Annotated in this window: 9 protein-coding genes; 6 read left to right on the top strand and 3 right to left on the bottom strand. The window is 68.0% G+C overall.

The window, feature by feature from the left end:
- Positions 1-178 precede the first annotated feature (178 nt).
- On the top strand, positions 179-1,165 hold the full coding sequence (locus ACFVVI_RS19535; protein WP_378990762.1) for a hypothetical protein: 987 nt from the start codon (positions 179-181) through the stop codon (positions 1,163-1,165).
- A 22-nt stretch (positions 1,166-1,187) separates the two neighbouring features.
- Here the strand turns inward: ACFVVI_RS19535 and ACFVVI_RS19530 are convergent, their stop codons facing one another.
- Complete coding sequence (locus ACFVVI_RS19530) at positions 1,188-2,045, bottom strand: DUF1266 domain-containing protein (protein ID WP_062991379.1); 858 nt, start codon at positions 2,043-2,045, stop codon at positions 1,188-1,190.
- A 125-nt stretch (positions 2,046-2,170) separates the two neighbouring features.
- Between ACFVVI_RS19530 and ACFVVI_RS19525 the strand changes: the two genes are divergently transcribed.
- The 3 genes from ACFVVI_RS19525 to ACFVVI_RS19515 all read left to right on the top strand — a co-directional run bounded on the left by ACFVVI_RS19525 (position 2,171) and on the right by ACFVVI_RS19515 (position 5,398).
- Positions 2,171-2,443, top strand: coding sequence for a DUF2277 domain-containing protein (locus ACFVVI_RS19525; RefSeq protein WP_378990763.1), 273 nt, complete (start codon positions 2,171-2,173; stop codon positions 2,441-2,443).
- 121 nt (positions 2,444-2,564) lie between these two features.
- Positions 2,565-4,115, top strand: a complete 1,551-nt coding sequence (locus ACFVVI_RS19520; RefSeq protein WP_387446193.1) for an aldehyde dehydrogenase family protein — start codon at positions 2,565-2,567, stop codon at positions 4,113-4,115.
- 386 nt (positions 4,116-4,501) lie between these two features.
- A complete protein-coding gene (locus ACFVVI_RS19515) occupies positions 4,502-5,398 on the top strand; it encodes a LysR family transcriptional regulator (RefSeq protein WP_378631508.1) in 897 nt (298 codons plus the stop codon).
- Here ACFVVI_RS19515 and ACFVVI_RS19510 read toward each other — a convergent pair.
- The gene (locus ACFVVI_RS19510) at positions 5,395-6,744 is read right to left on the bottom strand and encodes an amidase (protein ID WP_378990765.1); all 1,350 of its coding nucleotides are present in this window, start codon (positions 6,742-6,744) and stop codon (positions 5,395-5,397) included. The genes ACFVVI_RS19515 and ACFVVI_RS19510 overlap by 4 nt on opposite strands.
- Positions 6,745-6,968: 224 nt before the next feature.
- On the opposite strand from ACFVVI_RS19510, the gene ACFVVI_RS19505 reads away from it, so the two are divergent.
- Positions 6,969-9,374 carry a protein kinase gene (locus ACFVVI_RS19505; RefSeq protein ID WP_378990766.1) on the top strand — a complete coding sequence of 802 codons (2,406 nt, stop codon included), beginning with the start codon at positions 6,969-6,971 and terminating at the stop codon, positions 9,372-9,374.
- 51 nt (positions 9,375-9,425) lie between these two features.
- Complete coding sequence (locus tag ACFVVI_RS19500; protein WP_387446191.1) at positions 9,426-11,396, top strand: protein kinase; 1,971 nt, start codon at positions 9,426-9,428, stop codon at positions 11,394-11,396.
- 78 nt (positions 11,397-11,474) lie between these two features.
- Here the strand turns inward: ACFVVI_RS19500 and hpt are convergent, their stop codons facing one another.
- Positions 11,475-12,026, bottom strand: coding sequence for a hypoxanthine phosphoribosyltransferase (hpt, locus tag ACFVVI_RS19495; RefSeq protein ID WP_056819061.1), 552 nt, complete (start codon positions 12,024-12,026; stop codon positions 11,475-11,477).
- Positions 12,027-12,049 lie beyond the last annotated feature (23 nt).

The raw sequence follows: 12,049 nt of genomic DNA, 5'->3' as shown, positions 1-12,049 counted from the left end.
TGTGCTTGCGAAGCGTCGAGATCGGCGGGTTTCGGATGCGGACATGCCACGTTACCGCGTACGGTCTAGTTCGATACATCGCGCAGTTCGGCTGCTGGTGCAGTTGCACTGGTAAACGGCCGGAGAACGCAAGAGGTTCCCGAACGCTCCGACCGGGTTGTGGCAAGTGGCCACAATCATGTCATGCCCGCCTTATCGTGGGCGACGACACAACTACAGCGCAGGGGGTATAGACATCGTCGAGCTACGAACACCCACAGCGATTCTGCGCCACGGCGGTGGACGGCTCGTCGTCCTCCGGCCGGGTACCGACGGCGAACGTGTTCTCGACGTTCCCATTGCCGACCTGCTCAAGGTGCGCCTCAATCGGCGCGCCGACGAAGCGGTGGTGATCGAGATCTATCTGCGCTATCCCACGGCGGTCCTCACCGGCGTTCCCGCCGACCGCACTCCCCTTCCGGTGCTCATCGCCGAGCACGACGTGCCTGCCGCCCTCGGCATCGTCGACCGGATCAACGACCAGATCATGGTGACCCAGCGCATCGACGTGGCCGCGCCGGATCTCACCCCGCCCGCTCCCGAGTGGGGCAAGTCGGGTCCCACCCGCGCCGATGTCGAGCGCGCCGTGCGCCGGATGGCGCCGCGCAAGGACGCGCGTTCGGCCGTCACCGCGCTGAACCGGTATGTCACGCCTGACGAATACGTCTTGGAAACGGCCATCGCCGTTGCCGCCCCGCCTGCGGGATCGGGCATCGGCCTGCTCGCCGCGACCACTTCCCGCGTGCTGTTCATCTCCATCGGCAGCGGCGAGCGCTATGCCTTCGAATTGGCGGTGGCCGCGATTCTCGGCGCCCGCACCGTCGAAGGCGCGCGCTCGGCGCCCGGCGAGGTGGATACGCGCCACGGCGGATCGGGCATCGATATCAATGACGGCAATCGCACGCTGCATTTCGCGGGCGTGGATCGCGCCGACACCGAACGGGTCACCTGCGCGGTGAATTTCGCCATCCGCAGGCAGGCTGCCGACGGCGCCGCCGGTCCCGCCGACCCCGGTGTCAACCAGCTCTACGCGGAATGGGAATTACTGGTCGAGCGGCATTCGCTCGGCATGGTCGACGACACGCAATTCCAGCGCTACGGCCGCGGTATCCTGCGCAGCCTGTAGTGCCGGTGGCCGGACCGAATGCTCAATTCGGTTCGGCCGCTTCGGTTTCCGCCTTCTGCTCCGGTTCGTTGAGTTCGATCCGCCGCCACGGGCTGGTGGGCCGGGTCCATAGTCGCACCAGTTCCATCCGGCGGTCGACGCCGCCGTTCTTCAGTTCGGCGAGGTCCTCGGTGGCCTGCCAGTAGGTCCAGCCGGTGAGGTAGGCGTCGCCGAACTGGCGCCAGTTGCGGTAGCGGCGCTGCGCGGGCACCAGCGCGCGCATGCAGTATTCCCATGCCACGTCGGCGTCGATGTAGCCCGCGGTGAACGCCATGCGGGCCACCGCGACGACGCGGGCCAGATCCCAGGCGTGGATGTCGTTGGGTAACGGGCGCGAGAGATGATCGGTGAAGCCGATCTTTATGGCCTGGGCCCAGATGTCGTAATCGCGCACCAGCGCCTCGGGATTGTCCATCCCCCGAAACGAACCGACCTGCCGCAGGAACGCGCGCTGCTTGTCGGCCCGCTCACCGAAACGGTCGCGCTCGCTGGCGTTGACCGAGGCCATCACCAGCGGATGCACCAGCGAATACAACGGCGCGTGCATGCCTTCGAGCAACTGTTCCATCGAGGCGCGGGCTTCGGTGCCGTCGGTGATGCCCCAGGCGCCGGTGAGCGTGTCGATGGCGAGTTCGCGGCGGTCGCCGAGCGGGTGTTCACGCTCGGGGCCGAGCAACATCGCGTCGTGGAAGGCGTCCCAGCGGGTGGAGTAGAAGGCGCCGAGGGCGAGCGCGCGCAGTTCGTCGTCGCTCACCCCCGCACCCGACCAGTGATCTTCTTCGCGCTCGTCCAGTTCCGGGTAGGGAAATGTGGTCAGCGCTGGTACTCCCCTGGCAGGCATGCGGCCGAGTCTAGTGCCGTGACCGCGATCACGGGTGGCGTGCGAATCTCACGTGCATCACGAGATTTTCAGATCCCCCTATTCTTCGCCTGTCGTGTCATGCCTCACAGGTCTATGGTTCTGACATGTGTAGAAATATCACCGTCTTGCGTGGTCTGGAGCCTGCCGCCACCGAGCAGGAGATCTACGCTGCCGCCTTGCAATATGTGCGCAAAGTCGGCGGCATCTCCGGCCTGAGTAGCGCCACGAAACCCGCGGTCGACAAGGCTGTCGCGGCCATCGCCGCGGCTACCACGGCACTGCTGGCCGAACTCCCCGATCGCCGGGTCCCGCCGCCCACCGAGCCACCGCTGCGCCGGATCGCGGCGCGCGAGAACGAGGCCAGCGAAGCACCGTAGGAATCAGCTCGATCCAGAACTGCAACGTGTTCTAATTGTCTGAGCAGGCACGCCACTTCCTCTTGGCCGCGCCGCGATAGTCGGTGAACCGAATTCAGCAGACGCACGAGGAGAACGACCGATGAGCGAACTCGACAAAGACGTCGCGGTGATCGAAGTACACAATCCGGCCACGGGCAAACTCGTCGGCACCGTACCGGTCACCACACCGGACGACGTGGCGGCCGCGGTCCGCGAACTGCGCCTCTACCAGCCAGAATGGGAAGCGATCGGGCCGTCCGGGCGCAAGCAGTGGCTGCTGAAGATGCAGGACTGGCTGATCGACAACACCGAGCACCTGGCCGCGGTGCTGCAATCCGAGACCGCCAAGCCGCGCGTCGACGCGATCATCGATCCGGCGTTCGCGGTCGACATTCTCGGCTACTACGCGCGCCGGGCGGGCAAGTTCCTCGCCGACGAGCACCCGTCGCCGCACAGCCCGCTCGCGCGGGTGAAGTCGCTGACTGTGGCCTACCGCCCCTATCCCGTGGTCGGAGTGATCACGCCGTGGAACTTCCCGCTCGCGATGCCCGCGATCGACGTGTTCCCCGCGCTGGCGGCCGGCGCCGCGGTGATCCTCAAGCCGTCGGAGGTGACGCCCCTGTCCGCGGTGGAGCTGGCCCGCGGCTGGGCCGAGATCGGTGCGCCGCCGGTGTTCAAGGTGGTCACCGGCGCGGGCGCGACCGGCGCGGCGGTGGTCGAGAACGCCGATTACATCCAGTTCACCGGTTCCACCGCGACCGGTCGCAAGATCGCGGCCACCTGCGCGGAGCGGATGGTGCCCTACAGCCTCGAGCTCGGCGGCAAGGACCCGGCGATCGTGCTCGCCGACGCGGACCTGGACCGCGCCGCGCACGGCATCGCCTTCGGCGGCATGTTCAACGCCGGGCAGGTGTGCATCTCGGTCGAGCGGGTCTACGTGGAAGCGCCTGCCTACGACGAGTTCGTCACCAAGCTCACCGCCGCGGTCGCCGCCTTGCGTCAGGGCGCCGACGATCGCGAGTCGAAGAACGACGTCGGCGCGCTCGCCAACGAGAATCAGGTGCTGATCGTGCAGCGCCACGTCGACGAGGCGGTGGCGGCGGGCGCCCGGGTGACCACCGGCGGCAAACGCACCGGCGTCGGCACCTTCTTCGAGCCGACTGTGCTCGTGGATGTGGACCATTCGATGTCGTGCGTCGCCGAGGAGACCTTCGGCCCGACGCTGCCGGTGATGAAGGTGGCCGACGAGGCCGAGGCCATCCGGATGGCCAACGACTCGATCTACGGGCTTTCGGCGTCGGTGTGGACCGGCGACAAGGCGCGCGGCGAACGCGTGGCCAGGCAGCTGAACACAGGCGCGGTGAACATCAACGACGTGTTCTCGAACCTGTTCAATCCCGCGATGCCGATGGGCGGCTGGGGCCTGTCCGGCGTCGGCGCACGCTGGGGCGGCGCGTCGGGGCTGCGGAAATACTGTCGCGCGCAGGCGATGACGAAGCCGAAGCTGCCGACCATGGGCAAGGAATTGTTCTGGTACCCCTACGACATGAACAAGCTGGTCGTCGCGGTCGCGGCGATGCGGGCGGCCGGTGCGCGCGGGATGCGCCGAATCGACCTGCCCGCGGTGCTGCGTCTCAAGAAGAGCAAGTAGTCGATTCCGGCTGCGACACCTGTTGGTGCGCAGCCGGATTCACCGCTTCGAAACTTGTTTGTGACTAACATCACTTCGACGAAGTTGCTGGTCACGGTCGCCGTGGTCAGCGGCACCTTTCGGCGCGCACGACAGCGGCGCGGTGCGGCCCACATCGGAGCAGGTGATGTGAACAGCGACGCATTTTCGCTGGTCAGCCGCCCAGATATGACGTCGATCCACTCGGTGGCAGATCGCCACGAACAATAGACAATCCGATGGTGCAGCTCACCATGTCAGGCCATATGCTGTGCGATACCAACCTGGTGACTGTTTTGATCCACTTCCGCGAACTTCCTTGCCCGTTTTGGCTGGATTTTCCCGACCGATTCTGATAGCAAGGTGCTATGGACCCGCATTTGCGCGATCTGCGGTATTTCGTCGCCGTCGCTGAGGAACTGCATTTCACGAACGCCGCCCAGCGGCTGCATATCGCTCAGCCGACGTTGTCACGCCAGATCCGCCAGCTCGAACGCCAGCTCGACGTGGTCCTGTTCGACCGCAACCAGCGCAGTGTCGCCCTCACCGTCGCCGGTAAGGAACTGCTCGAAGGCGCACGCAAGATCCTCGAGCTGTGGGAGGTGACCAACGTGTCCCTCCAGGAAGCAGGCGAGGTGCTGCGCGTCGGAATCCAGTCCGCGCTCGGCCGGGGTCTGCTCAACGACCTCGAGAGCGCGAGCGGTCACCGCCTCGCCCTGCACGCCGCGTCGTGGAACGACCCCTCCAGTGGCCTGGCCGGTCGACAGGCCGACCTGTCGCTGGTCTGGCTGCCGCTGCCCGACCCCAACCGTTATCGCTGGCAGGTGCTGCGCACCGAGCCGCGCTGGGTGCTGCTGCCGGAGTCGCATCCGCTGGCCGAGCAGGACAGCATCGAATTCGCCGATCTGCTCGACGAGCCCTTCGTCGCCCTGCCCACCGAGGCGGGCGCGGTCCGCGACTTCTGGCTCGGCAACGATGCCCGTGGCGGCAAGGCGGCCAAGATCGGCGCCGAGGCGGCCACCCCCGAGGACAAGCTCGAGGCCGTGAGCCTCGGCCTCGGCGTGTGCCTGCTGGCCGAGAACAACGTGCCGATGTACCGCTGGCCCGGGCTCACCGCGCGTCCGGTCGCCGGGCTCACCCCGTGTGAGCTGGCGGTGGCATGGCGGGCCGACGACACGCGCCCGACCATTCTGGAATTCGCCGGTCGCGCCGTCGACGGTGGTTTCTCCGAGCCGACACCGCAGCCGCAGCCGATCGCGGTCTAGTTCGACAGTTCCAGTTGGGCGGCGAGACCGAGCAAGGTGGACTCGCTGCCCGGCGGACCGACCAGCTGCGCGGCCAACGGGGTGTGCGCTTCGGGATGGGTGCCCATCGGTAGTGACGCCGCGGGCCAGCCGAGCAGATTCCACAGTCCGGTGAACGGCGCGTAGCGCGCCGAGGACACGACATTCGCGGCCCACCCGCGCCCGCTCCACTGCCTGGCCTTGGGCGGTGGCGCGGCGAGCGTCGGGGTGATCACCACGTCGAAGTCCTCGAAGAATTCGAGCAGCCTGGCTTCGGTCCGGTCGATCTGGCTGGGGCGGACCAGGCCGAGTCGCCGGATCACCCGGCCGATCGCCAGGTGACGTTTGGTGCGTTGCTGGAGCAGTTCGGGGTTCTCGAGTGTGTCGGCGTCGGCCAGGCCCGCGCTCGGCCAGCGCAGCAGCATCAACAGCGCCGTGTCGCCGTAGGGCAGTTCCACCGGTTGCACCTCGTGCCCGGCCACTGCCGCGCGCGCACCCGCGGTGCGCGCCGCCGCCGTCCAATGCCGATCCATCCGGACCAGACGCGACGGCGGAGCCACGGCCAGTCCGATGCGTAGTCGCTGTGGCTTGCGTAGTTCGGCCAGGTCGGAACGGCCTGCCAGCACCGACAGCGCCAGCGCCGCGTCCGACACCGTGGTCGCGAGGACGCCGTTCTCGGCCAGTCCCGCCCATGAATCGGCGCCGATCTGCGCGGGCACCACGTGTCTACCCGGCTTGATCCCGAAGACCCCGCATGCCGCGGCCGGCACCCGGATCGAGCCGAGACCGTCGTTGCCGTGCGCGATCGGCACGAGTCCGGCGGCCACCGCCGCGGCAGCACCACCCGAGGATCCACCCGTCGACCGGCCGACATCACGCGGATTGCGGGTGACGCACCCCGCGGAGTCGGTACTGGCCCACAAACCGAGCTCGGGCATCGCCGTCAACCCCACAACGATCGCGCCTGCGGCGCGCAGCCTGGCCACGACCGGGTGATCGACGCTCGCCGGTTCGGCGGAGGTGGCCGCCGAACCGGCCCGGGTCGGTTCGCCCGCCACCGCGATGTTCTGTTTCACCGCCACCGGCACACCGGCCAGCGGCAGCTCGTCGAGGTCTTGCCGGGCGGCCAGTTCCCGCGCTTCGGCCCTGGCCCGCTCGGCTCGCACCACCGTGAAGGCGTTGATCTTGCGATTCTCCGAACCGATTCGGGCGAGCGCGTCGGCGGTGACGTCGGCGGGCGTGATGGTGCCCGCACGGACCCGGGCGGCCAGCGCCGCGGCGGGGCCGCCGATGGGGTATTCGTCGGCAGGAGGGCGAGACGAGTCCATCGTCACCTCAGCGTCCGTTACGCCGTCGTCGTCGACGGACTCCCATGCTACCGCTGTGAGGTCTTCGTTCATCTGCGGATTCGCCCCCGTCGCATGGTCGTCGAAATTCGGGTGATCAGCTCTAGAGGCGCAAGTTATCATTTCAAGTACAGCTCTCCGGCGATGGCGGTGGGTGTGGCGGAATGAATTTCGCACCGATCCGCGCGAACTCTTTAGGTCGGTTGATGAGCGATAACACCGGAAGCGGGGAACAACCCGACGCAACGGCCGGTCGGGCCACGAATGTGCGCGTCGACATGGTCGAGGCGTTCGCCGCCGCGTGGGGCGCGGTCGACGAACGCCCGCCCGACATCGCCGAGTTCCTCCCCGACGCGGCCACCCTGCGCGCGCAGGCGCTGCACGAGCTGATCCGGGTCGACCTGCGCCATCGCTGGCTGCACCACGCAGGCACCGGCATCGACCGCAAGCGGCTGGTCAACTACTGCGCCGAGTTCCCCGAACTCGACGTTGCCACGCTGCCCGCCGGGCTGGTGTTCGAGGAATTCGTCATCCGCAGGCACAGCGGCGAACGTGTCGACCCGCGCGAGTGCCTGCGCGAGTACCCGGAGCAGGCGGCCAGTCTGCGCGGCCTGCTCAACACCGAGGAACTCGACCAGAGCACCCACCGGACCGACGATCCCGACGCGACGATGAACCAAACGGCGGACTCGACTCGTAGTACCCAGATGACCCGCCCGCAGCTCGACCTCACCGCGACCGCCACCTCGGCCGCGACGTCGTCGACGGACGCACTCTCGAATCCCGGCGCGTTCGAGCCGCTCGACCGCATCGAGATCGGCCAGCGCATCGGCGATTTCGAGCTGCTCACCGGGCTCGGTTCCGGTGCTTTCGCGCGTGTCTTCCTGGCCAGGCAGACGTCGATGCAGCGTCTGGTCGCGGTGAAGATCTCCGCCGACCGCGGTACCGAGCCGCAGACGCTGGCCCAGCTCGACCACGACTACATCGTGCGCGTGTTCGACCAGCAACTGATGGACACCGACTCGGCGCCCTCGGGGTCGCGGCGCTTGCGCCTGCTCTACATGCAGTTCCTGCCCGGCGGGACCCTGCTCGGTCTGCTGCGCTGGGTCCGCGCGACCCCACCCGCCGAACGCAGCGGCAAACTGCTGCTCGACGCCGTGGACGCCGCCATGGAGGAGAAGGGCGAGATCCGCCCGACCGATTCGAGCGTGCGCGCCGAGATCGCCGCCCTGAGCTGGCCGGAAACGGTGGCCTGGCTGGGCAGGCGGCTGGCCGAGGCGCTCGACTACGCGTCCTCGCACGGTGTGCTGCACCGTGATGTGAAACCGGCGAATGTGCTGCTCACCGCCGAGGGCGTCCCGAAGCTCGCCGACTTCAACATCAGCTTCAGCCGCACCGTCGAGGGCACCAGCCCGGTGGCCTACTTCGGCGGTTCGCTGGCCTACATGTCGCCCGAACAGCTGGAGGCCTGTCACCCCGGCCTCAGCCGCACCGCCGCCGACCTCGACACCCGCAGCGATATCTACTCCCTCGGCGTGGTCCTGTGGGAACTGCTCACCGGTGCGAAGCCGTTCGACGACGACACCGCCGCGGCCGAGGGCCGGGGCGACGAAACCACCCTCGAGGCCATGCTCGAGCGACGGACCGGCGGCGTCGATCCCGCCGCGCTCGACCGGGTTCCGGCGAACTGCCCCGCTGCCCTGCGCCGGGTGCTGCTGACCTGCCTCGACCCGGACAGGTCGGGTCGCTGGGCCGAAGGCGCGGTGCTCGCCAAGCAGTTCGATCTGTGTCTGGACGCCCGGGCCCGCGACCTCGTCGACCCGCCGCCGAACAGCTGGCGGATGGTGTGGCGCAAGTGGCCGCTGCTGGTGATGATCTTGGCGATCGGCATCCCCAACGCCCTCGCCTCCTGGTACAACATCCAGCACAACCAGAATCTGGTGGTGAGTCGGCTCAGCGAGTCGGCCCAGCAATCGTTCGTCGTGATCACGGCGGGCGTGAACGTGGTCTTCTTCCCGCTGGGGGCCGCGGTGCTCATCTACCTCGCCCGTTTCGTGCTCTCCGTGCCGCGCGGCCTTCGCCATGGCCGCCGTTACGACCCACAGATTCTGCGCCGCACCAGACACGACACCTTGCGCATCGGCGACCGGGTGGTGATCGTGGTGTTCTCGCTGTGGGCGATCTCCGGACTCACCTTCCCGATCGCACTGCAATTGGCCGCCGGCGATGTCCCCGGCCACGCCGTGGTCCATTTCCTCGCATCCCTGCTGGTCTGCGGGGCGATCGCCGTCGCCTACCCGTTCTTCCTCGTGACGTTCTACCTGGTCCGCTGCATCTACCCGATCTTCCTTCGCCACGGCGAGATCAGCACCGACGACAGCACCTGGCTGCGCGAGCTGAGCCGCCGCTGCACCTGGTACCTCGCGGTGGCCGCCTCGGTCCCCCTCCTCGCCGTCGCGGGCGTCACCTTCCTCCCGCCCGGTGATATCCCGGCCGTGATCGTCGCCGTCCGGGTGCTCTGCGTCGGCGGCATCGTCGCCTTCATCGGCTCCTACCTGCTCTTCCGCGCGCTCGAAGCCGATCTGAAAGCCCTGGAACGCGTCGTCAGCTGACGATCTGCGGCGCGGATGAACTTCCGTGCGGGTCCGCGCGTATGACCCGTCGTGAGCTCGACTGTCATCACCGAGGCGACCCGCCCCTCGCTCGACCGCACCGCCACCATGCACTCCACCGATCGCCGCGGGCTCGACCGGTTCGAGGTGGGCGACCGCGTCGGCGACTTCGAGCTGCTGACCGAGCTCGGCGTTGGCGCGTTCGCCCGGGTCTTCCTCGCCAGGCAACGGTCGATGCAACGTCTGGTCGCGGTGAAGATCTCCGCCGACAGCGGTACCGAGCCGCAAACCCTGGCCCAGCTCGACCACGACTACATCGTGCGCGTGTTCGATCAGCTCGTCCTCGATCCACCCGGCGACGGGTCGCCTCGGCTGCGCCTGCTGTACATGCAGTTCCTGCCCGGCGGCACCCTGCTCGGCCTGCTGCGCTGGGTCCGCGCGACCCCGCCCGCCGAACGCGACGGTCGGCTCCTGCTCGACGCGATCGACGCGGCGATGACGGAGAAGGGCGAGATCCGGCCGGCGGATTCGAGCGTGCGGCGCGAGATCGCCCACCTCAGCTGGCCCGACACCGTGGCCTGGCTGGGTCGGCGCCTGGCCGCGGCACTGGATCACGCGGCCGATCGGGGTGTGCTGCACCGTGACGTGAAACCGGCGAATGTCCTGCTCACGGCCGAGGGCGTGCCGAAGCTCGCCGATTTCAACATCAGCTTCAGCGAGACCGCCGGGACCAGCCCGCTCTCGTATTTCGGCGGGTCGCTGGCGTACATGTCACCCGAGCAGCTCGAGGCCAGCCATCCCGGCTACGACCGCAGCGCCGCCGACCTCGAAGCACGCTCCGATCTCTTCTCACTGGGTGTGCTGCTGTGGGAACTGCTCACCGGCACCAAGCCGTTCGACGACACCGGCGCCGACGACCCCGACTGCGGCGATCGAACCAGACTCGAAGCGATGCTCTCCGCACGCAGCACGGGCGTCGGTAATTCCGCGCTGCAGCAACTCCCGCCGGACTGTCCGCCCGCACTTCGCCGGGTGCTGCTGCGCTGCCTCGAGCCGGACCGAAACGACCGCTGGCCCGACGGCACCGTCCTCGCCGAACAGTTCGACCTCTGCCTGGACCCGCGCGGCAGAGACCTGGTCGACCCGCCTGCCGGTTCCTACCGAATTCGCTTGCGGCCCTTCATGGTTGCGCTGATGACGCTGGCGATCGCGGTACCCAACGCGCTCGCCGTGAAATACAAGACCTGGCAGAACTCCGGCCTGCTGGTGCAGCGGCTCGAGCCCGCCGCTCGCGAAGCGCTGCACATAGTCTCGGTGGTGACCAACGTGATGGCTTTCGCGCTCGGCGCGGTGATCCTGGTCTATTTGTCCCGCCACGCGATCCTGGTACCACGCGCGTTACGGGCCGGGCGGCGCGTGGGTACCGCGACGTTGGGCCTGGCAAGCAGGCAATCGCTGTACCTGGGTGACCGGGCGGTTGTCGTCGCCGTGTTGTTCTGGGTCACCGCGGCCGCGATCCTGCCCGCCACGGTGAAGGTGAGCACCGGTGAGCTGGAGACGCGCACCACGGTGCAATTTCTGACGTCGAACGCCATCGGTTGCGCCGTGGCGGCGACCTACGCGTTCTTCCTCATCACCTTCTACATGGTCCGCTGCGCCTACCCGGCCTTCCTGCAGCAAGGCCACCGGTTCCACACCGATGCCGCGGCGCTGCGCGGACTCCTGCGGCGCTGCGGCTGGTATCTGGCGGTCGCCGCGTCCATCCCGCTGATCGCGATGGTCGCCATTACCTTGCTGCCCACCGAGGACCTGCTGCCGACCATGGTCTCGCTGCGTGTGGTCTACCTCGGCAGCGTCGTGGCCTTCCTCGGCTCGTACGCGCTGTTCCGCGCGATCGACGCCGATATCCGGGCCTTGATCAGAGTCGTCGATCCCCAACCCCGACCGCCCCGACCTCGAGGAGGGGCCGCCGACGCAGTCGGCGGTTCGCGCCCGTCCCGCCGATCAGGTGCCGTTGCGTAGGCGACGAAGGAGCAAGCAGCGGTACCTGATCGGCGGGACCGCCGGGGGCGCGAACTCGAGCGCGCCAGCGCTCCAAGATTACGAGTACACCGCCGGGTTGAGGGTGCCGATGTAGGGGAGGTCGCGGTAGCGCTCGGCGTAGTCGAGGCCGTAGCCGACGACGAATTCGTTGGGGATGTCGAAGCCCACGTGCGCGACGTCGACGGGGGTGCGCAGCGCGTCGGGCTTGCGGAGCAGGGTGACTACTTCCAGCGAGGCCGGGTTGCGGGTGGACAGGTTGCGCTTGAGCCAGGACAGGGTCAGGCCCGAGTCGATGATGTCCTCGACGATCAGGACGTTACGGCCCGCGATGTCCTTGTCCAGGTCCTTCATGATCCGCACCACGCCCGAGGACGAGGTGGACGAACCGTAGGACGACACGGCCATGAATTCGAGCTGAGTGGGGATCGACAGCGCCCTGGCGAAGTCGGTCATGAAGAAGATCGCGCCCTTGAGGACGCAGATCAGCAGGAGGTCACCTTCGGGGGAATCGGGCGGGTATCGCTTGGCGACGAGCTCGGCCAGTTCCTCGATCTTGGCTTTGATCTCGTCTTCGGTGATCAGCACCGATGCGATGTCGTCTCCGTACACGGAAGTGGGTGTCCCTTCGTGGC

The sequence above is a fragment of the Nocardia sp. NPDC058114 genome (genome assembly GCF_042884695.1).
GTDB lineage: Bacteria > Actinomycetota > Actinomycetes > Mycobacteriales > Mycobacteriaceae > Nocardia.
This window is presented reverse-complemented; position numbering and strand designations above follow the sequence as displayed.

What these genes read in the sequence shown, in the direction of transcription:
- ACFVVI_RS19535 (WP_378990762.1), top strand. Translation starts at nt 179, where the DNA reads ATGTCATGCCCGCCTTATCGTGGGCGACGACACAACTACAGCGCAGGG.
- ACFVVI_RS19530 (WP_062991379.1), bottom strand. Translation starts at nt 2,045, where the DNA reads ATGCCTGCCAGGGGAGTACCAGCGCTGACCACATTTCCCTACCCGGAA.
- ACFVVI_RS19525 (WP_378990763.1), top strand. Translation starts at nt 2,171, where the DNA reads ATGTGTAGAAATATCACCGTCTTGCGTGGTCTGGAGCCTGCCGCCACC.
- ACFVVI_RS19520 (WP_387446193.1), top strand. Translation starts at nt 2,565, where the DNA reads ATGAGCGAACTCGACAAAGACGTCGCGGTGATCGAAGTACACAATCCG.
- ACFVVI_RS19515 (WP_378631508.1), top strand. Translation starts at nt 4,502, where the DNA reads ATGGACCCGCATTTGCGCGATCTGCGGTATTTCGTCGCCGTCGCTGAG.
- ACFVVI_RS19510 (WP_378990765.1), bottom strand. Translation starts at nt 6,744, where the DNA reads ATGGACTCGTCTCGCCCTCCTGCCGACGAATACCCCATCGGCGGCCCC.
- ACFVVI_RS19505 (WP_378990766.1), top strand. Translation starts at nt 6,969, where the DNA reads ATGAGCGATAACACCGGAAGCGGGGAACAACCCGACGCAACGGCCGGT.